Below are 25,971 nucleotides of genomic sequence, written 5' to 3'. Positions count from 1 at the left end.
TCGTCAAGGAGCCGATCGGCGTCTGCGGCTTCATCACCCCGTGGAACTGGCCGGTGAACCAGATCGCCTGCAAGGTCGGCCCGGCCCTGGCCGTCGGCTGCACCATGGTGCTGAAGCCGTCGGAGATCGCGCCGTTCAGCGGCTATATCTGGACCGAGATCATGCACGCCGCCGGCGTCCCGGCCGGCGTCTTCAACCTGGTCAACGGCGACGGCCCCACGGTCGGGGCGGCGCTCAGCAGCCACCCCGAAGTCGACATGGTCTCTTTCACCGGCTCGACCCGCGCCGGCATCGAGGTGGCCAAGAACGCCGCCCCGACCGTCAAGCGCGTCCACCAGGAGCTGGGCGGCAAGAGCCCCAACATCATCCTCGACGACGCCGACTTCCAGAAGGCCGTCGCCGGGGGCGTGGCCTCGGTGATGCTGAACTCGGGCCAGTCGTGCAACGCCCCGACCCGCATGCTGGTCCCCGGCAAGCGCATGGACGAGGTGATCGCCATCGCCAAGGCCGCGGCCGAGGCTCACACGGTCGGCGACCCGAACGGCAACTACAAGATGGGCCCGGTCGTCTCCGAGACCCAGTGGAACAAGATCCAGGGCTTGATCCAGAAGGGCATCGACGAGGGCGCCACCCTGGTCACCGGCGGCGTCGGCCGCCCGGAAGGCCTGGACAAGGGCTACTATGTGAAGCCCACCGTCTTCGCCAACGTCACCAACGACATGACCATCGCCAAGGAAGAGATCTTCGGCCCGGTGGTCTCGATCCTGGGCTACGACAACGTCGAGCAGGCCGTCACCGTCGGCAACGACACCGAGTACGGCCTGGCGGCCTATGTCTCGGGCGGCGACCAGGGCGAGGTCCGCAAGGTCGCGGCCCAGCTGCGCGCCGGCCAGGTGAACCTCAACGGCGCCAGCCCCGACCTGATGGCCCCGTTCGGCGGCTACAAGATGAGCGGCAACGGCCGCGAGTGGGGCGACCACGCGTTCGGCGAGTTCCTGGAGACCAAGGCGATCCTGGGGTATTCGGCGAAGGTGGCGGCGGAGTAGGGGGCTGGCTCTGAGCTAGCGGGATTTGGAGAGGGCGGGGCCGGGAGGCTCCGCCCCCTGTCTATTTGCCCCTATTCACATTGTCTTTGGTCGAGCGGTCGGGGTTATCTCTCGCATACTCTCGACCATTGATCCTCACGACATGCGCGTCTGGGTGTTCGCCTCGCTTGATCTCGGCGACCACGTTTCGGCGCGGAACATTCGTCCTAGAGCCGATATCGTAGTGTTCATTACGCCCGTTCGGTCCGTCGTTCCGGCCTCTGATTTTGGTCATGGGATTTGATCCTATCCAGCAATGACCTCCCACTAAGAGTGTACCCTCTTTGTTCCCGATTCGGCAATCTCTCTACGAATGACCCACACAGGGTCGGACCCAACCTTACATCTCTTGGAGGCAGCAGCGTGCCGGACTGACCAGGTCAGTCAAGGACCGCCCTCCGGGCGGCCGCTCCGCGGCGGCGAAGCCGTCCTTGAGTGACCTGGTCAGCCCGGCGATCGTCTCGCCGTGAGATGTAAGGATGGCTCCCTCCCCGGGGCGGGAAGGGTTCGCAACGCTTCAAAATAGTCCGTCATCCCGCGCTTCATGCGCGGGACCCATCCGTCCGCCGCACGTGCGGAGAAAGCACTCGCGCTCACGTGGAAGCTGAACCATGGGTCCCGCGCATAAAGCGCGGGATGACGACGGTTGAGGGCTTAGTTCGCGCTCTCGGGCGGCGGCGGAACCGGCGAAGGCAGGGTCACGTCCTGGTCCGCATAGGCGGTCATCATGGTCCCCTTCTTGATGCTGACGTCCTTGCCCTTGATGAAGGGCGCGGCCGGCCAGAACAGGATGACCGTCGCCACCGTGGCGCCGACGCGGGTCTCGCCCTTGGCGCCCCTGTTGGCGCGCAGGCGGATGCGGTCGTCGCCGACCTTCAGGTACAGCAGCCGGATGTTCAGCTTGCCGTTCTTGCCCAGCATGCCGTTGTCGCGCGCCTCGACGACCTCGCCGACGCCGCGATAGCCCGCGCGCAGCACCGTGCCGTCGGACAGCTTCACGTCGTCGTCCAGGCTGACGGTGAAGCGGTCGCCTTCGTGAGCGGTCGAGCTGGAAAGGGCGTCTTCCACCCGGATCTGGAATTCGGTGCCTTCCGGAACGACAGGTCCGGCGAAGGCAGGCCCAGCCAGCAGGGCCGCGACGAGGCCCAGCGCGGTAACGGTCTTCATATCGGTGCATCCCCCCAAAGTTGCGTCTGACGCTATGGCCTAGTTATCCGGGCGTCCAGGCCGGATGTACGCGTTCCTGGGTATTGGCCGATCGTCTCGCCGTGAGATGTAAGGATGGCTCCCTTCCCGGGCGGGAAGGGGCGCGAAACCCCTCTCCCGATGGGAGAGGGCGGGGCCCGCCGCCGGAGGCGGTGGGAGGGTGAGGGTTTCCAACGCCGGCCGGGAACACCCTGGCCGCGCCGTCTTCCGCCACCACCTTTTCCGGAGAGGGTTTAGCCCCTCACCCTCCCACGCTGCGCGTGGGTCCCTCCCTCTCCCGATGGGAGAGGGCTTCTGAATACGGAACCTCCTGCGCCCCTCCCGGCTTGCACTCCGACAGGAGGAGACCGCCATGGCCGACGACCAACACATCCCCGCCCTCGCCCGCATCGACCTGGCCGAGCCCGAGGCCGTTCGCTACTGGACCGGCGTGCTGGGCGTCACCGAGGAGGTCCTGCAGGAAGCCGTCGAGCGCGCCGGGCCGGATGTCGAGGACGTGCGGAAGTATATCGGCAGCAATAGCTGAGACGCTCACTCCAAGTTCCTCCCCCGCGATGCGGGGGAGGTGGCCCAGAGGGCCGGAGGGGGCCATCTCGGCCGATGTCCAGTTCGCCCCCTCCGTCGCTCCGCGACACCTCCCCCGTGTCACGGGGGAGGAACTTCACGAGCGTTCGCGGCGCTCCATCATCCGCGTATGCGGAATCGAAGCTAACGATTCCAACCACTTCTCACTTTTACACGCCGCTGGATCATCCGCGTTCAACCACGCCGCATACTCTTCCTTACCCGATGGCTTGGAAGGGACGTCCGGCCGGCGATCGTGACGGCTGTCGGGGGTGGTCGAGCGGGACTTAAGGTTCGGGCTGAAATCGCCCGGACGGTCCGGGGACCGGGTCGCCAGCCCGGCCCGCCCGCCGGGGGCCTCTTTCGGAAGCGGGTTAAGACCCCGCGCGTCGAAGGCTCACCGGATAACGGCTGCGCGGAGCGTCTAGGCTTCGTCGAAACGGTACTCACTATCCACATTCCGGACGAACGTCCGGGCGCTCCGCATCCCCTTCCATCCCTTCAGCGAGCGATCGCGTGAAGTCGATGCCTCATGTTCCCTCCCCCTTGATGGGGGAGGGTAGGGTGGGGGTGAACACGGCGGTCGATGCCGCGCGATGCGGTTAGCTCAGCGAATCACCCCCATCCCCGCCCTTCCCCCATCAAGGGGGAAGGGAGACGCCATAGGCTGGCGACGAACACCCAATTGAACGCCCGTATGACCCGCGACATAACTAGAGCCATGAACGCGCCCCACACCGCTCCCTTCCGCGACGCCCGCTACGCTCCTCGCGCGCTGGAGGTCGAGCAGGCGGGCGACGCGCTGATCCTGCGCAATCCCAACCCCTATTCGGACGCCGTGCGGACCACGACCGAGCCCCTGGCGCGCTGGGCCAAGGAGGCGCCGGACCGGGTCTGGCTGGCCGAGCGGGTTCCCGGCGCCGACGGTTGGCGGACGATCACCTATGGCGAGGCCAAGGACCAGATCGAGGCGCTGACCGGCGGCCTCGCTGATCTGGGCCTGCAACGCGGCCAGCCGCTGCTGATCCTGGCCCGCAACGGGATCGACCACGCCCTGATCGCCTACGCCGCCATGAGCCTGGGCGCGCCGGCCGCGCCGGTCTCGCCGCAGTATGGCCTGAAGGGCGCGGACCTGACGCGGCTCCAGCACGCCGTCGAACGCTTGAAGCCCGCCGCCGTCTACGCCGACGACGCCGAGGCGTTCGGCGAGGCTCTCGCCGCGCCGTTCCTGGCCGGCCTGCCGATGATCGTCAGCCGCAATCCGCGTCCCGGCGACACCGCCTTCGCCGACCTTCTGAAGAGCACGCCCCGCGCCCCGGTCGCCCAGCCGGACGACATCGCCAAGCTGCTGCTGACCTCGGGCTCGACCGGCAAGCCGAAGGCGGTGCTGTGCACCCACGCCAACATCGCCTTGAACGCCGCCCAGATCGAGGCGTGCTACGCCGATCCAGAGCCGCCGGTGCTGGTCAACTCCGCGCCCTGGAGCCACAGCCTGGGCGCCAACGCCATCCTGCACATGGTGCTGCACCGGGGCGGCACGCTCTATATCGACGCCGGCCAGCCGGTCCCCGGTCGCTTCGACGAGACGGTGCGGAACCTGCGCGAGGTGGCCACGACCTATCACAACATGGTCCCGGCCGGCTGGGCCATGCTGATCGGCGAGCTGGAGCGCGACGAAGCCCTGGCCGCGAAGTTCTTCGAGACGGTGCGGGTGCTGCAGTACGGCGGGGCGTCGATGGCCCAGTCGATCCTCGACCGCGTCCAGGCCGTGGCGGTGAAGACCGTGGGCGAGCGGATCACCTTCGCCGCCGGCTATGGCGCGACCGAGACTGGCCCCACGGCCTGCAACATCCACTGGCTGAACGCCCGCTCAGGGATGGTCGGCCTGCCGACGCCGGGCACGGCGGTGAAGCTGGTCCCGGCCGACGAGGGCGGCAAGTTCGAGATTCGCGTGAAGGGGCCGCAAGTCTCGCCCGGCTATCTCGACCAGCCGGAAGCCACGGCCCAGGCCTTTGACGAGGACGGCTTCTATCGGCTGGGCGACGCGGCGCGGCTGGCCGATCCGGAAGCCCCCTCGGCGGGGCTCGTCTTCGACGGGCGTCTGGTCGAGAACTTCAAGCTGGCCAGCGGCGCCTTCGTCGCGGCCGGGGCTTTGCGGGTGGCGGTGGTCTCGGCGCTCGGGGGCCTCGTCGCCGACGCCATCGTCTGCGGCGAGGGGCGCGAGGGGATCGGCCTGATGCTGTTCCTCGACGCCAAGGCCTGCGGCGGGCTGGGAGACGCGGCGGCCGTGCGCGCGGCGATCAGGGAGCGCCTGGCGGCCTACAACCAGCAGGCCAAGGGCGGCACGGGGCGGATCGCCCGGGTCCTGATCCTCGACGGGGCGCCCGATGCGGCCAGCGGCGAGCTGACCGACAAGGGCTACATCAACCAGGCCCTGGCACGCGAGCGCCGACCGGTCGAACTGGAGCGGCTGTTCGCCGAGAGCCCGGATGAGGAAATTCTCGTTCTCTAATCCGACTTCCCCGGCGAATGCCGGGGCCCAGATCGAACCCGCTGACGGAGAGACTTCGTTCGGATCGCAGGGCGCGGGCCCCCCAGCCGCTCAGGCTGAATCTGGGCCCCGGCATTCGCCGGGGAAGTCGGATGGGGAAGTGAGCGCGGCTGTCACCCCCAGGCAGATCAGCAGCTGGCCGACATAGTACAGCCCCCACACCGCCAGGCCGGTCGCGAAGCTCTCTGGCAAGAGGCCGCCGCGGGCGAAGATCAACAGGTCGGAGACCACGAACATCAGCGCGCCCAGCGCGACCCAGCCGCGCGGAAAGCGGCTCAGCCAGGCCGAAGCGGCCATCGCGGAAAGACCGGTGGCGTACAGCGCCACGCCCGGCGCGCCGGCCCGGTCGGCGGGCAGGTGGAAGGCGACGCCGACGACCACGGGGATAAAGGCAGCCGCCGCCAGCAAGGCTGGGATCGAAGCCCCTCGCCGGTTACGGGCATAGAGGACGATCGCCGTCAGATGTCCGGCCAGGAAGGCCAGGGCCCCGATGGTTAGGCCGGAGGTCACCAGCAGCACGTCGCCCAGCGCGCCCAAGGCCATCACCGCCGTCAGCAGCCAGCCGTCGGTCGAGCGCGCCTTCAGGCCCGCATAGACCGCCAGCAGGCCGACGCCCGCGCCTTTCCAAAGCACCTCGGCCGGCGTCGACAACGACAGGCCCCAACTGGCGACATAGCTGACGCCTCCGATGATCGAGGCGATCAGCGCCCAACGCGCCAGGCTGCCCTGCGACATATTCCGTTTCCCCCTCAGCGCGGCTCGCCCTGTCGGCGATGCTCGCGGTTAACACGATGCCTCGGCGCGCCTTGGTCGCGCAATGCTGTTGCGTGACTTGGCGGAAATGTCGGAAGGATGGGCGACGGTACGGAGAAGACCATGAACGGCGCGGACGCCCTGATCACCACCCTGGCCGACAACGGCGTCACCGCCTGTTTCGCCAACCCCGGCACCAGCGAGATGCAGTTCGTCTCGGCCCTGGATCGCGAGCCGCGCATGCGCAGCGTGCTCTGCTTGTTCGAGGGCGTCGCGACCGGCGCCGCAGACGGCTATGGCCGCATGACCGGCAAGCCCGCCTGCACCCTGCTGCACCTGGGACCCGGCTACGCCAACGGCGCGGCCAACCTGCACAACGCCCGGCGGGCCTTCACGCCGGTGGTCAATGTCATCGGCGACCACGCCACCTATCACCGGGGCTTTGACGCGCCGCTGAACAGCGACATCGCCGCCCTGGCCGCGCCGAACTCCATCTGGGTCAAGTCGGCCGAGAGCGCCGACAGCGTCGGGCCTCTGGCCGCCGAGGCGATCGTCGCCAGCTATGGGACGCCGGGCGGCAACGCCTGCCTGATCCTGCCGGCCGACGCGGCCTGGAACGAAGCGACCGTGAAGGGGCCGGTGGTCGCGCCGCCCGCCTTCGCCGCGCCGAACCCCGCCGCCGTCGAGGCCGCGGCCAAGGCCTTGGGCTTCGCCAAGAAGCCGGTCCTGCTGCTGGGCTCGGGCGCTTGCGGCGAGGCCGCGCTTGCCGCCGCCGGGCGCCTCGCCGCCCACGGCGTCCGGGTGCTGACCGACACCTTCACCGCCCGCCAGGCGCGGGGCGAGGGGCGGTTCCGTCCCGACAAGCTGCCCTATTTCGCCGAGCAGGCCCTGAAGGACCTGGACGGCGTCGACCTGATGATCCTGGTCTCGACCCAGCGTCCGGTCGCCTTCTTCGCCTATCCCGACCGCCCCAGCGTGCTGACGCCCGAAGGCTGCTCGGTCGAAACCCTATGCGGCCGCGAGGTCGACGCGGCGGCGGCGCTCACCGCCCTGGCGGATGCGATCGGGGCTCCGGCGGTGGGATCGGTCGAGACCTACGCGCCGCCCGCGGCGCCGGCCGGACGCCTCGACGCCTGGGCGATCGGCGCTTCGGTGGCGCGCCACATGCCGACCGATGCGGTGATCTCGGACGACGCGGTGACGGCGGGCCTGCCGATCTTCACCCAGACCCGCGCCGCCCGGGCCCACGACTGGCTGTCCCTGACCGGCGGCGCGATCGGCCAGGGCATCCCGCTGGCGATCGGCGCGGCGGTGGCCTGTCCGGACCGCAAGGTCCTGGCCCTGACCGGCGACGGCGCGGGCATGTACACTGTGCAGGGCCTCTGGACGATCGTCCGCGAGAAGCTGGACGTCACCGTCGTCGTCTTCGCCAATCACGCCTACCGGATCCTCGGCATCGAGCTGGGCCGGACGGGGGCGGGCAATCCCGGACCGGCGGCCTCGAAGCTTCTGGATCTCGGCGATCCGCGCATCGACTGGGTCCAGATGGCCCAGAGCATGGGGATGGCCGCCCAGCGCGCCGAGACGGCGGAGGCCTTCGACGAGGCGGTCGCCCGGGCGATGGCGACGCCGGGGCCCCGCCTGATCGAAGCGGCGATGGGGTAAAAGAAAAGGCCCGCCGGGATCGCTCCCGGCGGGCCTTCCTCATTCAGGCTGGCGGGCTGGGATCAGCCCTTGACCTTGTTGGTCGGCAGCTTGCAGCCGCCGCCGATGCCCTTGGCCTGCACGCAGGACAGGAACTCCTTGGCGGCCGGCTTGGCGACGCCGATCGGATAGCCCAGCACCCAGCCCGGCAGGCCGTCCGAGCACGCCACTTCGACGAAGCCTTCGGTGTCGGTCGCGCCGATGATACGGGCGTCCGAGACGGTGCACGACGACTTGTTGAAGCCGACCAGGTCCTTGGTCAGGCGAGCGAACTGCGTGTCCTTCTTGGTGAACGAGCAGCGGTAGCCGTTCAGCTCGGCGGTGACGCAGTCAAAGACCTTGCCGTCGGTGGCGGTGAAGACGGCGATGCCGCCGACGTCGCTGCCCTTGCACTTCAGCTCGACGACTTCCTTCTTCGGGTCGTTGGTCGGCAGCATGCCGTACTTCTCGACGTCGCAGGGGAAGCCGGCCTTGGTCGCGAGCTTGGTGTAGAAGCCGGCCTGCTCGGTCTGGGCCGCGACGGCGTCGGTCATGGTGCAGCCGCCGCCGACGAAGCCGGCCTGGGCGCAGGGGATCGAGCGGGCGAAGGCGCCGGTGGCCGCCGTCTGCTGATAGACGTAGCCCTTGCCGTCCTGGCAGGCGACTTCGAAGTAGTTGTCGCTCTTGGTGCTGAGCACGTAGCGGCGATCCTTGATCGCGCAGTTGGTGTTCGCCGCGCTGTTCAGGGTGTCGACCACGTTCAGCTGGGTCTGGCGGGTGGTCAGCTTGCAGCTGACATTGCCGCCTTCTTCGTAGAGCAGGCAGCTGTTGACCGAGACGTCGCCGTTGATGTTCAGCGGCGCGACGGTCTGCACGATGTAGCCCGAGCCGCCCTTACAGGCGACTTCGAAGTACGAGTTCTTGGCGCCCGAACCGATGGCGCGGGTGTTCTCGATATCGCAGCTCACGCCACCCTTCTTGACGAAGGGGGCCAGGGCCGCGCCCTGGTTGGCGTTGCCGGGCAGGATACAGGCCAGGCCGCCGACCTTGCCGTCCGGACCCGGCTGGCTCGATTCGAGGCAGGTATAGACCTGCGGGGCGGCATCCTTCTTGGAGATCGCCGCGAAGCCCATGCCTTCGCTACAGGCGACTTCGTAGTACTTGGCGCCGGCCTTCTTGTCCTCGCCGATGAAGCGGGCGTCCGAAACCGTGCAGCCCGCGCCGCTGGCCTGGATGACGGCCGGGGCTTCTTTCATGCCGATTTCGCGCGCCTTGGCGTCGATGGCGGCGGGCTTGCCCTTCTCTTCCTTCGGCGCCGAAATGACGGCGGCCGGCACGAGAATGGCGACCGCGAGGGCGGCCGACAGGCCGATCGCGAAAGGCCTCATGGGAAACATCTCCTGGGTGGATTCCTCGCGCGGACATAAGCGCGTGCTTGCATCGGGGGTCAAGATACCGTCCGACATAGGCGCGATCTTGACGGCCCTCGCGGGCAAAAAATGGGTTAGGGGACGGAATGCGCGACGGGTTCGAGGATGAGGCGGGCGGCGAGGCCGAAGCGCCGAAGAAGGCTGGGCGCCTGGTCTATCCGTTCGAGACGGCGCCGGAGCAGGGCTCGGGCGAAGCGGTCGAGGTGGCGCCGGGCGTGCTGTGGCTGCGCATGCCACTGGGCGGCTCGCTACAGTTCATCAATGTCTGGGCGATCGAGGACGGCGAGGGCTGGGCGATCGTCGACACTGGCGTCCAGACGCGCGAGACCAGCCAAGCTTGGCGCGCCGCCTTCGCCGGCGCCTTGGGCGGCGGACCCATCACCCGGGTCATCGTCACCCACCTGCATCCGGACCATATCGGCCTGGCCGGCTGGATCACCCGCAAGTTCGACTGCCGCCTGTGGATGACGCGGCTGGAGTACTTCCAGTGCCGGATGCTGGTGGCCGACACCGGCCGCGAGGCGCCCGAGGACGGGGTGAAGTTCTTTCGCGCCGCCGGTTGGGACGAGGACGCGATCGAGAACTACAAGGCCCGCTTCGGCGGCTTCGGCAAGGCGATCTACGCCCTGCCCGACAGCTATCGTCGCCTCTCGGATGGCGAGAACTTCACGATCGGCGGGCGGACCTGGACCGTCGTGACCGGACAAGGGCACTCGCCCGACCACGCCTGCCTCTGGTGCCCTGAGCTGAACCTGCTGATCTCCGGCGACCAGGTGCTGCCGCGCATCTCGTCCAACGTCTCGGTGTTCCCGACCGAGCCGGACGCCGATCCCTTGAGCGACTGGCTGCGCTCCCTGGCGAAGGTCAAGGCGACCGTACCCGACGACGTGATTGTCCTGCCGGCCCACAACGACCCGTTCGAAGGACTGCACACCCGGATCGACGGCCTGATCTCGGGGCACGAGCGGGGCCTGGCGCGGCTGGAGAAGAAGTTGGCCGAGCCCAAGCGGGTGGTCGACACCTTCGGGGCGCTGTTCGCCCGGCCGATCGGTCCGGACCTGCTGGGCATGGCGACGGGGGAGGCGCTGGCGCACCTCAACTGCCTGATCCGTCGAGGGCGCATCGAGCGGACGACGGACGGCGATGGCGTCGCCTGGTATGCGGCGTTTTCTAGCGGTGACTAGAAACGCGCGTTTGACATTTCGCGTGCGAAGTATGACGCTTAGCCCATGCCTGTCGCGCAAGACCGCCGCCTGATCTTCCTGCTCAACGCCGGCCATCGGCGCGTGCAGCGCTGGCTGGAGGCCAAGATGGCCGCCAAGGGCGGCCTGACGGCGGCGCAGTCGGGGGTGCTGTTCTATCTCGGCGACTGCGACGGCGCCCTGATCGGCGAGGCGGCGGACGCCCTCGACCTCGCGCCCTCGGCCATGACCGGCCTGATCGACCGCATGACCAAGGCCCAGCTGGTCGAGCGCCGCGCCGACCCCAAGGACGGCCGGGCCATGCGCCTGCACCTGACCGACAGGGGCCACGCAGCGCGGGAAGAGGCCAAGGCTGGCCTGATGGGGATCAAGGCCCAGTTGGTCGAAGGCTTCACGGAAGACGAAATCGATGTGGTTGCGCGCTGGCTGGCCAGCCTGCAGACCAAGTTCCCGAAGGGAGACGCCTGACATGACGGACCTCGTGAAGGTCGAGATCGACGCGGGGGTGATGACCCTCACCTTGGCGCGGCCGGAGAAGAAGAACGCCCTCTCGAACGCCATGTACGGCGCGCTGGCCGACGGCCTGGAACGGGCGGAGAAGGATCCGGCGATCCGGGTCGTGGTCTTCCAGGCGGACGGCGACAGCTTCACCGCCGGCAACGACCTGCAGGACTTCGCCGCCCAGGCGACGGGCAGCTTCACCGGCGAACGCCACGTCTGGCGGTTCCTGAAGGCCCTGGCCCACGCGACCCGGCCGCTGGTCGCGGCCGTCCAAGGCCAGGCGGTCGGCGTCGGCACGACCATGCTGCTGCACTGCGACCTCGTCTATGTGACGCCGGACGCGCGCCTGACCGTGCCCTTCGTCAATCTGGCTCTTGTGCCGGAGGCCGCATCCAGTTGGCTGCTGCCGGCTCGCATCGGCCACGCCCGCGCCTACGCCATGTTCGCCCTGGGCGAGGCGGTGGACGGCGCGACGGCGGTGGCCTGGGGCCTCGCCAACGCGGCCGTTGAAGCCGGTGACTTACGGGCCAAGGCGCGCGCCGCCGCCGATCAGCTGGCCAAGCGTCCGCTGGGGGCGCTGACCACCACCAAGCGCCTGATGCGGGACGCCGAGAAGATCGCCGCCCTGATGGACGTCGAGGGCGCCGAGTTCGCCGCTCGTCTGCAGACCGCCGAGGCGCGCGAGGCGTTCATGGCCTTCATGGAACGCAGGCCCGCGGACTTCTCCAAAGTGAGCTAAGCTCACCCCAACAACACGATCTGGGAGGATCGCCATGGCGGATCGGATCACCTCGCCCTTCGGGGCCAAGTCGACGGCGCGCGAGGTGGTCGCGGGTCACGACCTCTCCGGCAAGGTGGCCATCGTCACCGGCGCGGCGACCGGCATCGGCGTCGAGACGGCCCGAGCCCTGGCCGAGGCCGGGGCCGAGGTGATCATCGCCGCCCGCAAGCCTGAGCTGGGCGAGGAGATCGCCAACCAGATCAACGAAGACGTCGGCATGAAGCGGGTCAGCTTCGGCATGCTCGATCTCTCCAGCCTGGAGGCGATCCGCCACTTCGCGCACCGCTGGGGCGATCGCCGCCTGAACCTCTTGATCAACAACGCCGGCGTCATGGCCTGCCCGCTGGCGCGCACGGTCGATGGGCTGGAGATGCAGATCGGCACCAACCACTTCGGCCACTTCCTGCTGTCGGTGCTGCTGGCCCCGAACCTGGTCGACGGCGCCGCGCACTCGGGCCACCGCTCGCGGCTGGTGTCGCTGTCCTCGATCGGCCATCGCCGCTCGCCGGTGAACTTCGAGGACCCTAACTACCTGACCCGGCCCTACGACAAGTGGGAGGCCTACGGCCAGGCCAAGACCGCCAACAGCCTGTTCGCGGTCGGCTTCGACAAGCGGTTCAGGGACAAGGGCGTCAACGCCAACGCGGTCATGCCGGGCGGCATCATGACCCCGCTGCAGCGCCACCTGCCGATCGAGGAGCAGCGCGCCCTGGGCTGGCTGGACGACAACGACCAGCCGCGCGAAGGCTTCAAGACGACCGAGCAGGGCGCGGCCACCAGCGTCTGGGCGGCCGTCGGCGACGAGCTGGAGGGGATCGGCGGCCTCTATCTCGAGGATTGCAATCAGGCCGTCCCGTGGAGCAAGGAGGCTCCCTGGGTCGGCGTCATGCCCCACGCCCTCGATCCCGAGGCGGCCGAGCGGCTGTGGGCGCTCTCGGTCGAGACCACCGGCGCCGACGCCTGAAGCGGAGACAAGCCATGAGCCTCAAGGGCAAGACCCTGTTCGTCACCGGCGCCTCGCGGGGCATTGGTCTCGCCATCGCCCTGCGCGCCGCGCGCGACGGCGCCAATGTCGTGGTCGCCGCCAAGACCGCCGAGGCGCATCCGAAGCTGCCCGGCACGATCTACACCGCCGCCGCCGAGATCGAGGCGGCGGGCGGCAAGGCCCTGCCGCTGGTCGTCGACGTCCGCGACGAGGCCAATGTCCAGGAGGCGGTCGAGAAGGCCGTCGCGACCTTCGGCGGGATCGACATCTGCGTGAACAACGCTTCGGCCATCTCGCTGACCGGGACGCTGTCGACCGACATGAAGCGCTATGACCTGATGCACCAGATCAATACGCGCGGCACGTTCCTGACCACCAAGACCTGCATCCCCTACCTGAAAAAGGCCGAGAACCCGCACGTCCTGATGCTGTCGCCGCCGCTGGACATGTCGCCGCGCTGGTTCGGGCCGCACGTGGCCTACACCATGGCCAAGTTCGGCATGTCGATGTGCGTGCTGGGCATGGCCGAGGAGTTCAAGGGCGACGGCATCGCCTTCAACGCCCTGTGGCCGCGCACCGGCATCGCCACCGCCGCCATCCAGTTCGCCCTGGCCGGGGAGGAAGGGCTGCGCCACTGCCGTACGCCCGAGATCATGGCCGACGCGGCCTATCCGATCTTCAACAAGCCGTCGCGCGCGTTCTCGGGCCAGTTCCTGATCGACGACACCTTCCTGTACGGCGAGGGCGTCCGCGAGTTTGACCACTACAAGGTCGATCCGACCGCCGCCCTGATGCCCGACTTCTTCGTGCCTGAAGACAGCGTCCCGCCGCCGGGGGTGAAGATCGGCTAGCGCTTCTTGCCGGCCGCCTTGCGGCCGGCGACCGACAGCGACTTCCGCGCCCAGTCCAGCAGGATGTCCTGATCGTCCAGCGCCTCCGTCGGGGCGGTCCAATAGCTCATCGGCTTGTCGGCGCCGAAGGGCGCGAAGGCGTGGCAGCCGGCGGCCTCGAATTCGGGCCTCAGCGACTCGTCGGTCTTCAGATAGAGAACGTCGTCGTCGATCAGGGCGAAGAACAGTCCGTTGGCGTAGATCCCGACGCCGCCGAACATCCGGCGGGCGGTGACCTGGCCCAGCGGCGCCAATTGCTCCAGAACGAAGTCCCGATAGTCCGCAGAGACCGCCATGCCCGTTAGTGTCCGCCCCGCCACGCCCGCCGACGCGGCGCTGATCCACCAATTCGTCCTCGATCTGGCCGAGTATGAAAAGCTGCTGGATACGGTCGAGGCGACGCAAGCCGACACCGAGGCGGCGCTGTTCGGCGTCCAACCGCGCGCCTTCGCTGACATCGCCGAGCTGGACGGCGAGCCGGTCGGCTTCGCCCTGTGGTTCTACAACTACTCGACCTTCGTCGGCCGCCACGGGATCTATCTGGAGGACCTGTTCGTGCGGCCGGCCGCGCGCGGCGCGGGGGCGGGCAAGGCGCTTCTGGCCAACCTCGCCAAGCGCTGCGTCGACGAGGGCCTCGGCCGCCTGGAGTGGTCGGTGCTCGACTGGAACGCGCCGTCGATCGCCTTCTACGACAGCCTCGGCGCGGCCTCGATGGACGAGTGGATCATCCGCCGGCTCACCGGCGAGGCGCTGCGTAAGCTGGCTGGCGGGTGACGCCTATTCCAGCTGGTCGGCCTTGCGCAGGTCGGGGAACAGGAAGGCCCAGAGCCCGGTGACCGCCATGGCCCCCACGCCGCCAAACACCGCCGCGCCCACCGGGCCGAGCAGCCAGGCCGCCGCGCCGCTCTCGACCTCGCCCAGCTCGTTGGAGGCGCTGATGAACACGCCCGACACGGCGGCGACGCGGCCGCGCATGGCGTCGGGCGTCACGATCTGGACCAGGGTCTGGCGGACATAAACGGACAGCATGTCGGCGCCGCCCAGCACCGCCAGCGCCGCCACCGACAGCCACTCCAACTTGGAGAGGCCGAAGACCACCGTCGCCAGGCCAAAGATGGCGACGCCCGAGAACATGATCAGGCCGGCGTTGCGGCGGATCGGATTGGCGGCGAGATAGAGCCCGACCAGGGTGGCGCCGATCGCGGGCGAGGCGCGCAACAGGCCAAAGCCGCCGGGACCGATGTGCAGCACGTCCTTGGCGAACACCGGCAGCAGGGCGGTCGCCCCGCCCAGGATCACCGCGAACAGGTCCAGCGAGATCGAGCCGAACACGATCTTGTTGTTCCAGACGTAGGACAGGCCTTCCTTGATCAGCTCCATGCGCGAGCCAGGCTGCTGCTCGGGCTTGGTGGTCTTGCGGATCAGCAGGGCCAGAGAGGCGGCCGTCAGGTACAGGCCGAACGACGCGCCGAACGCCAGGGCTGGCGAGTGGATCAGCAGCAGGCCGCCCAGGGCCGGGCCGACGATCGAACCGGCCTGCCAGGACAGCGAGTTCCAGGCGATGGCGCGCGGCAGCAGGGGGCGCGGCACCAGCATCGGGCCCATGGCGCTGCTGGCGGGCGAGAGGAAGGCGCGGCTGGCGCCGAACATCACCGAGATGGCGAAGATCGGCCACAGCTGGTGCGAGCCCATCAGGGCCAAGACCAGGAGGACGCCAGCGCTGATCGCGTCCAGCGCCAGGGTCGCGGCGACGATCAGCTTGCGGGTCCGGCGGTCCGCCGTCTCGCCGGCGACCAGGGTCAGCAGGAACAGCGGCAGGAACTGGGCCAGGCCGATCATGCTGACCATGAAGGCTGACTCGCCGACCGACTTGGTCATGCGGGCGATGGCGTAGACCTGCCAGCCCAGGGCCACCGACTGGATCTGCACGCCCAGGGTCGAGCTGAACCGCGCCACCCAGAACAGGAGGAAGTCACGCTCCCGCAACAAGGCGCGGGTAGAGGTGTCGGCGGCGACGGCTGAGGCGGGATCGGACATTGGGTCGCAACATAGGGCGAAGCTCCCAGGCCGCAACGTTATTGACCTGAGAAACGCTTGGCCCTACAGCGCGCGCATCTTTTGGAGGTTTTTAGGGCCATGCGCCTGCGACGAATGCCGCGCGAACGCGCCACAATCTGAACCTCTCCCCTCGCGCCTTCGCGTCGGGAGCCCCCGACGTTCTTTCGCATTTCCCGAAGGCCGATGACCTCCGTTCCAAAGACCCTCGACACCTCGCCCGCCTATCCGCCGCTGGTCCACGAGACCCCGGCGATGGAGGCCTCCGTCACCGCCCTGATCGATCGGGTGTTCGGCCCTGGCCGTTTCGCCAAGTCGTCCGAGCGGCTGCGCGAGGGCAACACCCTGCTGGCCGATTGCTCGTTCGTCGCCCTGCGGGATGGCCGGCCGGTGGGCTGCTGCCGGATGTGGCCGGTGACGATCGGCGGCGAGGCCGTGGCCTTCCTCGGCCCGTTGGCCGTCGATCCGGACGAGCGCAGCGCGGGCCTGGGCCAGGCCCTGGTCGAGAGCGCCTGCGAGGCCGCCCGCGTCGCGGGCTGGCGCGCCGTGCTGCTGGTCGGCGACGGTCCCTATTTCGGCCGGATCGGCTTCACCAACGCCCACACGGGCGACGTGACCATGCCGGGGCCGGTGGATCAGCGCCGGGTGCTGCTGCTGCCGCTGCGCGAGGGCGGCGACGAGGGGCTCTCGGGCCTTGTCGCCATCGCCCCTGGAGCCCGCGCGACGTCATGATCGCTTGAGCCGGACGGCGGGACGGCCTAACTGATCGGTATGACCGACGCGCCCGCCAAGACTAGTCTGGAAGGCGTCGCCCAGGCCGCCAAAGACGCGCAGGCCTCCGGCGAACGCGGCCTGCCGCCGGTATGGCTGTGGAATCCGGCGCACTGCGGCGAGATCGACATCCGCATCCGCAAGGACGGCGTCTGGTTCCACGAGGGGACGCCCATCGGCCGCGAGGCGCTGGTGCGGCTGTTCTCGACCGTGCTGCGCCTGGATCCCGACGGCTATCACCTGGTCACGCCCGTCGAGAAGATGAAGATCACGGTCGAGGACGCGCCGTTCATCGCCACGCGCGTCGACCAGGAAGGCGACGCGCTCGTCTTCCAGACCAATGTCGGCGATACGGTCATCGCCGGTCCCGACAACGCCATCCGCGTCGAGATCGACCCGGCCACCGGCGAACCGCGTCCCTATGTCCATGTTCGGCGGGGTCTCGAGGCGCTGATCGCCCGGCCGGTGTTCTACGAGCTGGTCGAACTGGCGACGCCGAAGGACGGCGTCTGGGGCGTCACGTCGAATGGCGCCTTCTTCCCGGTGGCGCCGACAGGGTCCGCGCCGGCATGACGCGAGACGAACGCCGCGCCTGGATCGCCAGCCGCCTCGACCCGATCGACCAATACGATCCCAGCCTCGCCAATCCGCTGCGCTCGGATTTCGACCTCAATCCCGGCCTAAAGTTCGACAATCCGCACGCCCTGCGCCCGGCCGCCGTGCTGGTCGGGCTGGTCGAGCACGAGGAGGGGCTGACGGTCCTGCTGACCCGGCGCTCGGACACCCTGCGCAGCCACACCGGCCAGATCGCCTTTCCGGGCGGCCGCTGCGATCCCGGCGAGACGCCCTGGGTCACCGCCCTGCGCGAGGCCAACGAAGAGGTGGGTCTGGATCCGGCCTGCGTGACCCTGGCGGGCCTGCTGCACGGCTACCAGACCGTGACCGGCTTCCACGTGACGCCGGTGGTCGGCTTCATCGACCCGCGCGCCACCTTCACGCCGAGCCCGGAAGAGGTGGCGGACGTCTTCGAGACGCCGTTCGACTTCCTGATGGATCCCGCCAACCACCAGCGCCAGTATCGCGAGGCCCCCGGCGGCAGGCGGCACTTCTACGCCATGCCGTGGAACGACCGCTTCATCTGGGGCGCGACGGCGGGCATGCTGCGGTCGCTTTATGAGCGGCTCCATGACGACGCGCCCGAGGCGCTGACGGGCTGAGGGAGAACAAGGCTTGAGCGGCGTATCGATCGGCGTGCCCCCCTGGATGGCGCTGCCCCAGACTCAGGCGGTGATCGCCGCCCTCGAGGCCAAGGGCGGCGCGGGCTGCGCGCGCTTCGTCGGCGGTTGCGTTCGCAACGCCCTGATGGGCAAGCCGGTCGACGACGTCGACATCGCCACCACCCTGACGCCGGACCAGATCATCGAGGCGATCGAGCAGGCGGGGCTGCGCGCCGTGCCGACCGGCGTCGAGCACGGCACGGTCACGGCGCTGTCGGGGGGGCGGCCCTACGAGGTGACCACCCTGCGCCGCGACGTCGCCACCGACGGCCGCCGGGCGGTGGTCGCCTTCACGTCGGACTGGGCCGAGGACGCCCAGCGACGCGATTTCCGCTTCAACGCCCTCTATGCCGACGCGCAAGGGACGGTGTTCGATCCCGTCGGCCAGGGTGTCGAGGACGCCCGCGCCGGCCGCGTCGTCTTCGTCGGCGATCCGATGACCCGCATCCGCGAGGACTATCTGCGGATCCTGCGCTTCTTCCGCTTCCAGGCCTGGTACGGCCGGGGCGAGCTGGACGCCGAGGCCTTGGCCGCCTGCGCGGCGCTGAAGGACATGCTGCTGGGCGGCACGGCCGAGCGAATCCAGAAGGAGCTGATGAAGACATTGGCCGCCGATGATCCGCGGCCCGCCTTCCGCCTGATGGCCGCCACGGGCGTCTTGGCGGCGATCCTGCCGACGGTCCAGTCGCTGGCCCGCTTCGACGCGCTGGTCGCCATCGAGACCGAGCAGCTGTTCGAGACCGACGCCCTGCTGCGCTTCGTGGCCATGACGCCCGACGACGGCGACGCCAAGGCGTTGGCCGAGCGCCTGCGCCTCTCCAACGCCGACCGCGACCGCATCGTCGAGGCCAAGACCGACGGTCCGAGGATCGTCTCGTGGATGAGCCCGCGCGAGGCCCGCCGGGCGATCTATGCGATCGGCCCGCGCGCCTTCCGCGACCAGGTCAAGCTGGCCTGGGCGGGATCGGAGCGCGCCTCGACCGCGCCGCAATGGCGCGCGCTGCTGGCTCTGGCCGAGACCTGGGCGCCGCCCGCCCTGCCGCTGACCGGCGAGGAGATCCTGAAGGCCGGCGTGCCCAAGGGGCCGATGGTCGGCAAGGTGATGCGCGAGGTCGAGCTCTGGTGGATCGACCAGGACTTCATCGACGACAAGTTTAGCGTCATCGAACGCCTGAAAGCCGTCGCCCAGGGGATGGTCTATTGAGCCAGCTGACGGGGACACGCTTGAGGGTCGGGCTGCTTGAGACCGGCGAACCGCCGGGCGACCTGCTGCAGGCCTATGGCGGCTATGGCGCGATGTTCCAGGCGCTGCTGGGGTCCGCCCACATCTACCGCGCCTACGACGTCCAGCGCGGCGAACTGCCGACGGACCCGGCCGAGAACGACGCCTATGTCATCACCGGCTCGGCGGCCGGCGTTTATGACCCGCTGCCGTGGATTGAGCCGCTCAAGGCCTTCCTGCGCCAGGCCAAGGGCGAAACGCCGCTGGTCGGCGTCTGCTTTGGCCACCAGATCATGGCCGAGGCGTTCGGCGGCAAGGTGGTGAAGTCCGACAAGGGCTGGGGCGTCGGCCTGCACGCCTATGAGCTCTCCGACCCCGCCCCGTGGATGGACGGCGCCGCCGCCGTCGCCGTGCCGGCGTCGCACCAGGACCAGGTCGTCGAGATCCCCGCCGACGCCCGGGTTCTCGGAGGAAGCGCCTTCACGCCCTACGGCATCCTGTCCTACGACGAGGCCAGGGCGATCTCGATGCAGTTCCATCCGGAGTTCGATCCGGCCTACGCCAAGGCCCTGATCGAGGCTCGCCGCGGGACGCGCTTTTCCGAGGAACAGGCCGACGCGGCGATCGCCAGCCTGGGCCGGGCGAACGACCGGGCCCGGATGGCCGAGTGGATCAACCGCTTCCTGGCGCAGGCCGCGAACGGCTAAGCGGCTTCCCGTTTCGGCCACAGCAGGACCAGCGCGGCCATGGCGAGATGCGCGCCGGCCGACAGCCAGGGCGACCCCGCCGGATGGACGGCGTCGATCGTGACGAAGCCGTCCAGGACGGCGTTCGTCAGGTTCCAGCCCCAGTGCAGGCCGACGGCCGCCCACAGGCTCTTCCAGCGCCAGGCGGCGCAGGCATAGGCCAGGCCAAAGCAGAACAGCCGCATCCACTCGACTGGGCCATCGCCCAGGCGGAAGACGTGGTTCAGGACATAGATCGCGCTGGTCGCCAGGACGAAAGCCGGACCGGTCCAGGCGACGCCGGCCGCCTTCAGCCAGAAGCCGCGGGTCAGGATGTCCTCGGCGACCGAGGGAACGAAGGTCGAGAGCGCCGCGCCCAGGATGAAGCCAGTTCCGAAGATCGGCGTATGCGGCGCGGGCGGCGCGTCCAGGACGAACGTCCCGTCGGCCAAGCCCCAGAACAGCGCCGCGAGGCGGGCCAGCGCCGCCAGGAGCAGGCCGGACGCGACCAGTCGCGGCCAGCCGGGCTTCAGGTCCAGGGCGTAGGCGTCATAGCCGCGATAGCCGAGCAGCCAGCGTCCGACCGGCCAGCCGACCAGCAGGGCCAGGATCATCAGCACGGCCTGCGCCGCGCCGTTGTGGAGCAGCAGGCCGCCGACGCCCTCCGCCGACTGGTAGAGGGCGAACAGGATGACGAACGCCGCGATTCGGCGGCCCAGCGACGCCTGGGCTAGGGCCATTTCACCGCCGGCGGCATGGAGCTGAGGATCGACTCGACATTGCCGCCGGTCTTCAGGCCGAAGGTCGTGCCGCGGTCGTACAGCAGGTTGAACTCGACATAGCGGCCGCGCTGGACCAGCTGCTGCTCGCGCTCTTCGGCGGTCCAGGCCTCGCCCATGCGGCGGCGCACCAGCGTCGGATAGATCTCGAGGAAGGCGCGGCCGACGTCCTGGGTGAAGGCGAAATCGCGCTCCCAGTCACCGCTGTCGTGGTGGTCGTAGAAGATGCCGCCGATGCCGCGCGGCTCGTTGCGATGGGGAAGGAAGAAGTACTCGTCGCACCAGGCCTTGTACTTCGTGTGCCAGGCCGGATCGTACTTGTCGCACGCGCGCTGGTAGGCGGCGTGGAAGTCGATGGCGTCGGGGAAGTCCTGCTGGCGCTGGTACCCGAGCAGGGGGGTCAGGTCCCCGCCGCCGCCGAACCAGCTCTTGGTCGTGGCGATGAAGCGGGTGTTCATGTGCACGGCCGGCACGCGCGGATTGGTCATGTGCGCGATCAGGCTGATGCCGGTGGCGAAGAAGCGGGGGTCCTGGTCGGCGCCCGGCATGTTCTTGGCCATCTCGGGCGTGAAGGTCCCATGCACCGTCGAGACGTGGACGCCGACCTTCTCGAACAGGCGGCCGTGCATCATGCCCATGACGCCGCCGCCGCCCGCCTCGCGGGTCCAGGGCTTCTTCTCGAAGCGGCCGGGCGCGCCGGGATAGAGGTCCGCCGGAGCCTCGTCCTCCAGGCGCTCGAACTCCGCGCAGATCTGGTCGCGCAGGCTTTCGAACCACGCCCGGGCTCGGGCCTTCTTAGAGTCGAGGTCTTGTTCGGTGCTCATGCTCGCCGATTAAGCCGCCCGGCGCGCGCGTGCAAAGCTTGAAGTCGTCAGGACGACGAAATTCGACAAGCGGCGGACGGCGATCCCATATAGGCGAGGATCTTCCCCCGCTTCGGAGCTTTCGCCATGGCCGCCGTCTCCTCTCCCGCCGCTGGCGTCTGGCTCGCCGCGGGCGTCCGCACGCCCTTCGCCAAGGTCGACGGCGCTCTGGCCGGCCACGATGCGATCGGCCTGTCGGTCCCGGTGGTCAAGGCGATGCTGGCGCGGGCCAAGCCCGACTTCGCCGTCTGGGGCACGGTCATTCCGAACCTGACCTGGAGCAACCTGGCGCGCGAGGTGCTGCTGGACGCCGGCGGCGATCCGACCATTCCCGCCTTCTCGACCGTGATGGCGTGCTCGACCAGCATGATCGGCGCGATCGAGGCGGCCGGCATGGTCGACGGCCGGGGCCGCGATCTCGCTCTCGTGGGCGGGGTCGAGAGCATGAGCCGGGTGCAGCTGGGCCTGTCGGTCGCGCTGTCGGACTGGATCCGCAAGTTCCAGAACGCCAAGACCGGCCAGCAGCGACTGGCGGCGCTGAGCGCGCTGAACCTGAAGGACGTGCGCCTGTTCATCCCCAAGGTGGTCAACCGGGTTACGGGCCTCTCCATGGGCGAGCACACCGAGATCACCGCCAAGGAATGGAACCTCTCCCGCGCCGATCAGGACGCCATCGCCCTGGCCAGCCACCAGGGCGCGGTGAAGGGTTGGGAGAGCGGCTTCTTCGACGATCTGGTCATCCCTGTCGGCGAGGCCAAGCGCGACAGCATCCCGCGCAAGGACACCTCGCTGGAAAAGCTGGCCAAGCTGGGACCCGCCTTCGACAGGACCAGCGGCAAGGGCACGCTGACGGCCGGCAACTCCTCGCCCCTCACCGACGGGGCGGCCGCGGTCTGGGTGGGCTCGGCGGCGGGCATGGCGCGTCTGCCGGGCGAGACGCCGAAGGTGCGGCTGGTCGACTACGAGGTCACCTCGATCGACCTGCGTCACGAGGGGCTCTTGATGGCGCCGGCCTATGGCGTGCCGCGCATGCTGGTGCGCAACGGCCTGACCTATGCCGACATCGGTCTGTGGGAAATTCACGAGGCCTTCGCCGCCCAGGTGCTGTCGCACATCGCCGCCTGGGAGAGCGCCAAGTTCCTGAGCGAAAAGGCCGGGGTGACCGCGCCGATGGGCGCCTTCCCGCGCGAGCGGATGAACCCCAACGGCGGCAGCCTAGCCCTTGGCCACCCGTTCGGGGCCACGGGCGCGCGGATCATCAGTCAGACGGTGAAGGAGCTGGCCTCGCGTCCGAAGGGCGAGCGGGCCATCGTCAGCATCTGCGCCGACGGCGGCCAGGGCACGATGATGCTGCTGGAGAGCGCTTAACTCCATATCCGATCTCCCCGGCGAATGCCGGGGTCCAGATCGAGACAAGAGCCTAACCGGCTCTCATGGCGTGTTGGCGGGGCATCCCAAACCGCTCAGGATGAATCTGGGCCCCGGCATTCGCCGGGGAGGTCGGGGATAGATTAGGTCAGCGCCGTGAAGATCAGGGCCACGACCGTGACGTCGAAGATGCGGATGGCGAGGGACAGCATGACGGGCTCGCGAAGTTGAATTCCCCCGCGGTTAAGCAAGTTTCGCGCCAAGGCGGTCGCTGATGGCCCTGTTCTTCGACAAGGCCTGGTATGACGCGCGCTTGGCCGAACGGGGCTTGGACCGCACCGTGCTGGCCGCCGCGGCGGGCATGAGCGAGGCCGAGCTGGCGCTGGCGTTCAAGGACCAGCGCGAGCTGTCGATGCGGGAAGTCTCTGTTTTCGCCGAGCTTCTAGGCGTTCCGGCGGCCGAGGCGGCGTCCCGCGCGGGCGTACGGCCGCCGCCAGTCAGCGACGCGCAGCGGATCGCGGCGCTGGAAGCGCGGGTCGCCGCTCTGGAAGCCGAGCTGGCCGCGTTGAAGCGCTAGATGTTGGTCTTCTTGATCAGGCCGGCCTTGGGGCGGCGGTCGGCGGGACCGGAATATTCCGTGCCGAGATAGGTCGATCTGGCCGCGTTGAGCACTTCCTGCCCACCGCGCAGGCCGCGTTTCTGACCGACCTGACCCATCAGGTGGGCGGCGAAGGCGGCGAAGCCTTCGCGGCGCGGCGGAGGGGCGGCGGGCTGCTCGTCCTCGTCCTCGGCCGAAAGAACGGTCTCTTCGGCGTCCTCATGACGGCTGGCGTCGCGCGGCGCGGGCAGGGCGCGTCGCGTGAGGCCAAGGCGTCGAATGGGGTCGATCGGGCCGTTCATGCAAGGGACGGTAGAGAGAGGACGGTTAAGAAGGTCTCGCCAGGCGTGGTTAAGACTTGGTGGCCAGCTTGGCGATCTGCTCCTGCATCGCCGCCAGCTGACGCTTGAGGTCGGCCAGAGAGTCGTCGGTCGGCGCGGCGGGCTGCGCGGCCGGGGCCGGCTCGGGCGCCGGGGCGGGCGCGTCCTCGGGACGGACATAGGCGAACGGCGAGAACATCTTCATGGCGCGGTCGAACAGCGCCATGTTCTGGCGGATCTGTTCCTCGTACACGCCCATGCCCGGCATCTTGCCCGGCGCCATGTTGGCCAGCTGGCCGCGCAGGCGCTCCTGCTGCTTGGTGAAGCTCTCCAGCGACATCTCCAGGTACGAGGGCAGGAAGGCCTGCATGGAGTTGCCGTAGAAGCCGATCAGCTGGCGGAGGAACTGGATGGGCAGCAGGTTCTGGCCGCCGCCGCGGTTTTCTTCCTCGAAGATGATCTGGGTCAGCACCGAGCGGGTGATGTCGTCGTTCGTCTTGGCGTCATAGACCACGAAGTCGACGCCTTCCTTCACCATCTCGGCCAGGTGCTCGAGGGTGACGTAAGAGGAAGACGCTGTGTTGTAGAGGCGACGGTTGGCGTATTTCTTGATGATCACGCGCTGGCCGGCCGTTTTTTCGGTCCCGGCGGCCGTTTCGCCTTTTTCAGGGTTCTCGGACATTTCGTTCCCTAGACAGCGGTTACGTCCGCTTTTCGCATCGCACTATCGCGAATGCAAAGGCATGGCGCCAGTGGTCTGATGACTTGGAGCCGTCATCAAGCCATGAAAATGTGCTGATGACGAAGGCGGCAGGGATGTGCAAGGTGGTGTTGCACTGCAAAAACAATGGCGCCGCGATCGCGAAGGCGCCGCTTCGGATCGTTACGGGAGCTATCGCATGAGCGACGTCGTCATCGTTTCCGCCGCCCGCACGCCGGTCGGCTCATTCAACGGGGCGCTGTCCAGCCTGCCCGCCTCGGAACTGGGGAAGGTCGCCATCGAGGCCGCCATCTCGCGCGCCGGCTTGCAGCCGAATGACGTCGACGAGGTGATCCTCGGCCAGGTGCTGCAGGCGGGCGCGGGCCAAGGGCCGGCGCGCCAGGCCTCGGTCAAGGCGGGCGTCCCGGTCGAGAGCCCCGCCTGGAGCCTGAACCAGCTGTGCGGTTCGGGCCTGCGCGCCGTGGCGCTGGCGGCCCAGCAGATCGCTGTGGGCGACGCCAAGGTCGTCGTGGCCGGCGGTCAGGAAAGCATGAGCCAGGCGCCGCACGCCCAGAACCTGCGCGGTGGCCAGAAGATGGGCGACCTGTCGTTCGTCGACACCATGATCAAGGACGGCCTGTGGGACGCCTTCCACGGCTACCACATGGGCCAGACGGCCGAGAACATCGCCTCGCGCTGGCAGATCACCCGGGCCGACCAGGACGCCTTCGCCGTCGCCAGCCAGAACAAGGCCGAGGCCGCCCAGAAGGCCGGCAAGTTCGATGACGAGATCGCGCCGGTCACCATCAAGGGCCGCAAGGGCGATACGGTCGTCGACAAGGACGAATACATCCGCCACGGCGTAACGCTTGAGAGCATCTCGGGCCTCAAGCCGGCCTTCACCAAGGACGGCTCGGTCACCGCCGCCAACGCCTCGGGCCTCAATGACGGCGCCGCCGCCCTGGTCCTGATGAGCGCCGACGAAGCCAAGGCGCGCGGCCTGAAGCCTCTGGCGCGCATCGCGTCCTGGGCCAACGCCGGCGTCGAGCCCGAGATCATGGGCACGGGGCCGATCCCCGCCAGCAAGAAGGCTCTGGAAAAGGCCGGCTGGACGGTGGCCGACCTGGATCTGGTCGAAAGCAACGAAGCCTTCGCCGCCCAGTCGCTGTGCGTTGTCCGCGAGCTGGGCCTCGACCCGGCCAAGGTCAACGTCAACGGCGGCGCCATCGCCATCGGCCATCCGATCGGCGCGTCGGGCGCGCGGGTGCTGACGACCCTGCTGCACGAAATGAAGCGTTCGGGCGCCCAGAAGGGCCTCGCCACGCTGTGCATCGGCGGCGGCATGGGCGTGGCCATGTGCGTCGAGGCGGTCTGACCGCCTAGAAGTCACCGGGGACGCGCGCTCGGCGTTGGAGCCGGGCGCGTGGTGACGAAGAACCAAGAACAATAATCGGGAGAGAGAAATGACGAGAGTTGCGTTCGTGACGGGGGGGACCCGCGGTATCGGCCGGGCGATCTGCGAGCGGTTGATCGCCGACGGCCACAAGGTGGCGGCCGGCTATTCCGGCAACGAGGCCGCCGCCGAGGCCTGCGCCAAGGAACTCGGTGTGATGGTGGTGAAGGGCAATGTCGGCTCGTTCGAGGATTGCCAGGCCGCGGTGA

At 68.9% G+C, this 25,971-nt stretch carries 29 protein-coding genes and 1 pseudogene; 19 read left to right on the top strand and 11 right to left on the bottom strand.

The window, feature by feature from the left end:
- Positions 1–1,046 (top strand): aldehyde dehydrogenase family protein (locus tag Q0379_RS23540; protein ID WP_299017584.1); only part of this gene is annotated, 1,046 nt, incomplete at its 5' end.
- 565 nt (positions 1,047–1,611) lie between these two features.
- On the opposite strand, the pseudogene Q0379_RS23535 reads toward Q0379_RS23540, so the two are convergent.
- Together Q0379_RS23535 and Q0379_RS23530 are read right to left on the bottom strand one after the other, a co-directional pair.
- Positions 1,612–1,698: pseudogene (locus tag Q0379_RS23535) on the bottom strand (hypothetical protein); the annotation flags it as partial.
- Between the two features lie 41 nt (positions 1,699–1,739).
- Positions 1,740–2,252, bottom strand: coding sequence for a hypothetical protein (locus Q0379_RS23530; RefSeq protein ID WP_299017581.1), 513 nt, complete (start codon positions 2,250–2,252; stop codon positions 1,740–1,742).
- Between the two features lie 391 nt (positions 2,253–2,643).
- On the opposite strand from Q0379_RS23530, the gene Q0379_RS23525 reads away from it, so the two are divergent.
- Together Q0379_RS23525 and Q0379_RS23520 are read left to right on the top strand one after the other, a co-directional pair.
- Complete coding sequence (locus Q0379_RS23525) at positions 2,644–2,817, top strand: DUF3606 domain-containing protein (protein ID WP_299017578.1); 174 nt, start codon at positions 2,644–2,646, stop codon at positions 2,815–2,817.
- A gap of 759 nt (positions 2,818–3,576) precedes the next feature.
- Positions 3,577–5,367, top strand: a complete 1,791-nt coding sequence (locus Q0379_RS23520) for a feruloyl-CoA synthase (RefSeq protein WP_299017575.1) — start codon at positions 3,577–3,579, stop codon at positions 5,365–5,367.
- 90 nt (positions 5,368–5,457) lie between these two features.
- Here the strand turns inward: Q0379_RS23520 and Q0379_RS23515 are convergent, their stop codons facing one another.
- The gene (locus tag Q0379_RS23515) at positions 5,458–6,141 is read right to left on the bottom strand and encodes a lysoplasmalogenase family protein (protein ID WP_299017572.1); all 684 of its coding nucleotides are present in this window, start codon (positions 6,139–6,141) and stop codon (positions 5,458–5,460) included.
- A 141-nt stretch (positions 6,142–6,282) separates the two neighbouring features.
- On the opposite strand from Q0379_RS23515, the gene Q0379_RS23510 reads away from it, so the two are divergent.
- Positions 6,283–7,824: an acetolactate synthase large subunit gene (locus Q0379_RS23510; protein ID WP_299017601.1), complete on the top strand. Its 1,542-nt coding sequence runs from the start codon at positions 6,283–6,285 to the stop codon at positions 7,822–7,824.
- A gap of 62 nt (positions 7,825–7,886) precedes the next feature.
- Here Q0379_RS23510 and Q0379_RS23505 read toward each other — a convergent pair whose 3' ends face one another.
- The gene (locus Q0379_RS23505; RefSeq protein WP_299017570.1) at positions 7,887–9,239 is read right to left on the bottom strand and encodes a hypothetical protein; all 1,353 of its coding nucleotides are present in this window, start codon (positions 9,237–9,239) and stop codon (positions 7,887–7,889) included.
- A 119-nt stretch (positions 9,240–9,358) separates the two neighbouring features.
- Between Q0379_RS23505 and Q0379_RS23500 the strand changes: the two genes are divergently transcribed.
- Genes Q0379_RS23500 through Q0379_RS23480 form a run of 5 tightly spaced genes read left to right on the top strand, consistent with a single transcriptional unit; the run spans position 9,359 to position 13,592 of the window.
- The gene (locus tag Q0379_RS23500; protein ID WP_299017568.1) at positions 9,359–10,456 is read left to right on the top strand and encodes an MBL fold metallo-hydrolase; all 1,098 of its coding nucleotides are present in this window, start codon (positions 9,359–9,361) and stop codon (positions 10,454–10,456) included.
- A gap of 45 nt (positions 10,457–10,501) precedes the next feature.
- A complete protein-coding gene (locus tag Q0379_RS23495) occupies positions 10,502–10,942 on the top strand; it encodes a MarR family transcriptional regulator (protein ID WP_299017565.1) in 441 nt (146 codons plus the stop codon).
- Between the two features lies 1 nt (position 10,943).
- Positions 10,944–11,714 (top strand): enoyl-CoA hydratase, encoded by a 771-nt coding sequence (locus Q0379_RS23490; RefSeq protein WP_299017562.1) that lies wholly within the window; start codon positions 10,944–10,946, stop codon positions 11,712–11,714.
- A gap of 34 nt (positions 11,715–11,748) precedes the next feature.
- Complete coding sequence (locus Q0379_RS23485; RefSeq protein WP_299017559.1) at positions 11,749–12,720, top strand: SDR family NAD(P)-dependent oxidoreductase; 972 nt, start codon at positions 11,749–11,751, stop codon at positions 12,718–12,720.
- 14 nt (positions 12,721–12,734) lie between these two features.
- Complete coding sequence (locus Q0379_RS23480) at positions 12,735–13,592, top strand: NAD(P)-dependent oxidoreductase (RefSeq protein WP_299017556.1); 858 nt, start codon at positions 12,735–12,737, stop codon at positions 13,590–13,592.
- On the opposite strand, the gene Q0379_RS23475 is transcribed toward Q0379_RS23480, so the two are convergent.
- Complete coding sequence (locus tag Q0379_RS23475; protein ID WP_299017553.1) at positions 13,589–13,927, bottom strand: TfoX/Sxy family protein; 339 nt, start codon at positions 13,925–13,927, stop codon at positions 13,589–13,591. The genes Q0379_RS23480 and Q0379_RS23475 overlap by 4 nt on opposite strands.
- Between Q0379_RS23475 and Q0379_RS23470 the strand changes: the two genes are divergently transcribed.
- Positions 13,926–14,405 (top strand): GNAT family N-acetyltransferase, encoded by a 480-nt coding sequence (locus Q0379_RS23470; protein WP_299017550.1) that lies wholly within the window; start codon positions 13,926–13,928, stop codon positions 14,403–14,405. The two genes, Q0379_RS23475 and Q0379_RS23470, sit on opposite strands and share 2 nt — an antisense overlap.
- Positions 14,406–14,408: 3 nt before the next feature.
- On the opposite strand, the gene Q0379_RS23465 is transcribed toward Q0379_RS23470, so the two are convergent.
- Entirely contained in the window at positions 14,409–15,668 is a 1,260-nt protein-coding gene (locus tag Q0379_RS23465) for an MFS transporter (protein ID WP_299017547.1), read from the bottom strand.
- 204 nt (positions 15,669–15,872) lie between these two features.
- On the opposite strand from Q0379_RS23465, the gene Q0379_RS23460 reads away from it, so the two are divergent.
- The 5 genes from Q0379_RS23460 to Q0379_RS23440 are packed head-to-tail and all read left to right on the top strand — an operon-like array spanning position 15,873 to position 19,663.
- Positions 15,873–16,418 (top strand): N-acetyltransferase, encoded by a 546-nt coding sequence (locus tag Q0379_RS23460; protein ID WP_299017544.1) that lies wholly within the window; start codon positions 15,873–15,875, stop codon positions 16,416–16,418.
- Positions 16,419–16,457: 39 nt separating this feature from the next.
- Positions 16,458–17,030, top strand: a complete 573-nt coding sequence (locus tag Q0379_RS23455; RefSeq protein ID WP_299017542.1) for a DUF1285 domain-containing protein — start codon at positions 16,458–16,460, stop codon at positions 17,028–17,030.
- Entirely contained in the window at positions 17,027–17,674 is a 648-nt protein-coding gene (locus tag Q0379_RS23450) for a CoA pyrophosphatase (RefSeq protein ID WP_299017541.1), read from the top strand. The genes Q0379_RS23455 and Q0379_RS23450 overlap by 4 nt, the downstream gene beginning before the upstream one ends.
- Positions 17,675–17,720: 46 nt before the next feature.
- Positions 17,721–18,938: a CCA tRNA nucleotidyltransferase gene (locus Q0379_RS23445; RefSeq protein WP_299017598.1), complete on the top strand. Its 1,218-nt coding sequence runs from the start codon at positions 17,721–17,723 to the stop codon at positions 18,936–18,938.
- A gap of 20 nt (positions 18,939–18,958) precedes the next feature.
- On the top strand, positions 18,959–19,663 hold the full coding sequence (locus Q0379_RS23440) for a type 1 glutamine amidotransferase (protein WP_299017595.1): 705 nt from the start codon (positions 18,959–18,961) through the stop codon (positions 19,661–19,663).
- Here the strand turns inward: Q0379_RS23440 and Q0379_RS23435 are convergent.
- Together Q0379_RS23435 and hemF are read right to left on the bottom strand one after the other, a co-directional pair.
- The gene (locus Q0379_RS23435; RefSeq protein ID WP_299017538.1) at positions 19,660–20,421 is read right to left on the bottom strand and encodes a CPBP family intramembrane glutamic endopeptidase; all 762 of its coding nucleotides are present in this window, start codon (positions 20,419–20,421) and stop codon (positions 19,660–19,662) included. The genes Q0379_RS23440 and Q0379_RS23435 overlap by 4 nt on opposite strands.
- Entirely contained in the window at positions 20,412–21,284 is an 873-nt protein-coding gene (gene hemF / locus Q0379_RS23430; RefSeq protein WP_299017535.1) for an oxygen-dependent coproporphyrinogen oxidase, read from the bottom strand. The genes Q0379_RS23435 and hemF overlap by 10 nt, the downstream gene beginning before the upstream one ends.
- 126 nt (positions 21,285–21,410) lie before the next feature.
- Here hemF and Q0379_RS23425 point away from each other — a divergent pair, with 126 nt between their 5' ends.
- Entirely contained in the window at positions 21,411–22,691 is a 1,281-nt protein-coding gene (locus Q0379_RS23425) for an acetyl-CoA C-acyltransferase (protein ID WP_299017531.1), read from the top strand.
- A gap of 143 nt (positions 22,692–22,834) precedes the next feature.
- Here Q0379_RS23425 and Q0379_RS23420 read toward each other — a convergent pair whose 3' ends face one another.
- The gene (locus Q0379_RS23420; RefSeq protein WP_184724251.1) at positions 22,835–22,900 is read right to left on the bottom strand and encodes a hypothetical protein; all 66 of its coding nucleotides are present in this window, start codon (positions 22,898–22,900) and stop codon (positions 22,835–22,837) included.
- Positions 22,901–22,965: 65 nt separating this feature from the next.
- Here Q0379_RS23420 and Q0379_RS23415 point away from each other — a divergent pair, with 65 nt between their 5' ends.
- Positions 22,966–23,268 (top strand): helix-turn-helix domain-containing protein, encoded by a 303-nt coding sequence (locus tag Q0379_RS23415; protein WP_299017529.1) that lies wholly within the window; start codon positions 22,966–22,968, stop codon positions 23,266–23,268.
- Here the strand turns inward: Q0379_RS23415 and Q0379_RS23410 are convergent.
- On the bottom strand, positions 23,265–23,591 hold the full coding sequence (locus tag Q0379_RS23410) for a hypothetical protein (protein ID WP_066685045.1): 327 nt from the start codon (positions 23,589–23,591) through the stop codon (positions 23,265–23,267). The two genes, Q0379_RS23415 and Q0379_RS23410, sit on opposite strands and share 4 nt — an antisense overlap.
- A gap of 49 nt (positions 23,592–23,640) precedes the next feature.
- Complete coding sequence (phaR, locus tag Q0379_RS23405; RefSeq protein WP_299017523.1) at positions 23,641–24,291, bottom strand: polyhydroxyalkanoate synthesis repressor PhaR; 651 nt, start codon at positions 24,289–24,291, stop codon at positions 23,641–23,643.
- 217 nt (positions 24,292–24,508) lie between these two features.
- On the opposite strand from phaR, the gene Q0379_RS23400 reads away from it, so the two are divergent.
- Together Q0379_RS23400 and Q0379_RS23395 are read left to right on the top strand one after the other, a co-directional pair.
- A complete protein-coding gene (locus Q0379_RS23400; protein WP_299017520.1) occupies positions 24,509–25,684 on the top strand; it encodes an acetyl-CoA C-acetyltransferase in 1,176 nt (391 codons plus the stop codon).
- A gap of 88 nt (positions 25,685–25,772) precedes the next feature.
- The coding region (locus Q0379_RS23395) for an SDR family NAD(P)-dependent oxidoreductase (protein ID WP_299017517.1) at positions 25,773–25,971 on the top strand (199 nt) is incomplete at its 3' end.

It is taken from the genome of uncultured Caulobacter sp., assembly GCF_937900395.1.
GTDB lineage: Bacteria > Pseudomonadota > Alphaproteobacteria > Caulobacterales > Caulobacteraceae > Caulobacter.
This window is presented reverse-complemented; position numbering and strand designations above follow the sequence as displayed.

What these genes read in the sequence shown, in the direction of transcription:
- Q0379_RS23450 (WP_299017541.1), top strand. Translation starts at nt 17,027, where the DNA reads ATGACGCGAGACGAACGCCGCGCCTGGATCGCCAGCCGCCTCGACCCG.
- Q0379_RS23445 (WP_299017598.1), top strand. Translation starts at nt 17,721, where the DNA reads ATGGCGCTGCCCCAGACTCAGGCGGTGATCGCCGCCCTCGAGGCCAAG.
- Q0379_RS23510 (WP_299017601.1), top strand. Translation starts at nt 6,283, where the DNA reads ATGAACGGCGCGGACGCCCTGATCACCACCCTGGCCGACAACGGCGTC.
- Q0379_RS23525 (WP_299017578.1), top strand. Translation starts at nt 2,644, where the DNA reads ATGGCCGACGACCAACACATCCCCGCCCTCGCCCGCATCGACCTGGCC.
- Q0379_RS23485 (WP_299017559.1), top strand. Translation starts at nt 11,749, where the DNA reads ATGGCGGATCGGATCACCTCGCCCTTCGGGGCCAAGTCGACGGCGCGC.
- Q0379_RS23435 (WP_299017538.1), bottom strand. Translation starts at nt 20,421, where the DNA reads ATGGCCCTAGCCCAGGCGTCGCTGGGCCGCCGAATCGCGGCGTTCGTC.
- Q0379_RS23455 (WP_299017542.1), top strand. Translation starts at nt 16,458, where the DNA reads ATGACCGACGCGCCCGCCAAGACTAGTCTGGAAGGCGTCGCCCAGGCC.
- Q0379_RS23480 (WP_299017556.1), top strand. Translation starts at nt 12,735, where the DNA reads ATGAGCCTCAAGGGCAAGACCCTGTTCGTCACCGGCGCCTCGCGGGGC.
- Q0379_RS23460 (WP_299017544.1), top strand. Translation starts at nt 15,873, where the DNA reads ATGACCTCCGTTCCAAAGACCCTCGACACCTCGCCCGCCTATCCGCCG.
- Q0379_RS23400 (WP_299017520.1), top strand. Translation starts at nt 24,509, where the DNA reads ATGAGCGACGTCGTCATCGTTTCCGCCGCCCGCACGCCGGTCGGCTCA.
- Q0379_RS23425 (WP_299017531.1), top strand. Translation starts at nt 21,411, where the DNA reads ATGGCCGCCGTCTCCTCTCCCGCCGCTGGCGTCTGGCTCGCCGCGGGC.
- Q0379_RS23470 (WP_299017550.1), top strand. Translation starts at nt 13,926, where the DNA reads ATGCCCGTTAGTGTCCGCCCCGCCACGCCCGCCGACGCGGCGCTGATC.
- Q0379_RS23415 (WP_299017529.1), top strand. Translation starts at nt 22,966, where the DNA reads ATGGCCCTGTTCTTCGACAAGGCCTGGTATGACGCGCGCTTGGCCGAA.
- Q0379_RS23520 (WP_299017575.1), top strand. Translation starts at nt 3,577, where the DNA reads ATGAACGCGCCCCACACCGCTCCCTTCCGCGACGCCCGCTACGCTCCT.
- Q0379_RS23530 (WP_299017581.1), bottom strand. Translation starts at nt 2,252, where the DNA reads ATGAAGACCGTTACCGCGCTGGGCCTCGTCGCGGCCCTGCTGGCTGGG.
- Q0379_RS23465 (WP_299017547.1), bottom strand. Translation starts at nt 15,668, where the DNA reads ATGTCCGATCCCGCCTCAGCCGTCGCCGCCGACACCTCTACCCGCGCC.
- Q0379_RS23505 (WP_299017570.1), bottom strand. Translation starts at nt 9,239, where the DNA reads ATGTTTCCCATGAGGCCTTTCGCGATCGGCCTGTCGGCCGCCCTCGCG.
- Q0379_RS23410 (WP_066685045.1), bottom strand. Translation starts at nt 23,591, where the DNA reads ATGAACGGCCCGATCGACCCCATTCGACGCCTTGGCCTCACGCGACGC.
- Q0379_RS23500 (WP_299017568.1), top strand. Translation starts at nt 9,359, where the DNA reads ATGCGCGACGGGTTCGAGGATGAGGCGGGCGGCGAGGCCGAAGCGCCG.
- Q0379_RS23475 (WP_299017553.1), bottom strand. Translation starts at nt 13,927, where the DNA reads ATGGCGGTCTCTGCGGACTATCGGGACTTCGTTCTGGAGCAATTGGCG.
- Q0379_RS23495 (WP_299017565.1), top strand. Translation starts at nt 10,502, where the DNA reads ATGCCTGTCGCGCAAGACCGCCGCCTGATCTTCCTGCTCAACGCCGGC.
- Q0379_RS23490 (WP_299017562.1), top strand. Translation starts at nt 10,944, where the DNA reads ATGACGGACCTCGTGAAGGTCGAGATCGACGCGGGGGTGATGACCCTC.
- Q0379_RS23515 (WP_299017572.1), bottom strand. Translation starts at nt 6,141, where the DNA reads ATGTCGCAGGGCAGCCTGGCGCGTTGGGCGCTGATCGCCTCGATCATC.
- phaR (WP_299017523.1), bottom strand. Translation starts at nt 24,291, where the DNA reads ATGTCCGAGAACCCTGAAAAAGGCGAAACGGCCGCCGGGACCGAAAAA.
- hemF (WP_299017535.1), bottom strand. Translation starts at nt 21,284, where the DNA reads ATGAGCACCGAACAAGACCTCGACTCTAAGAAGGCCCGAGCCCGGGCG.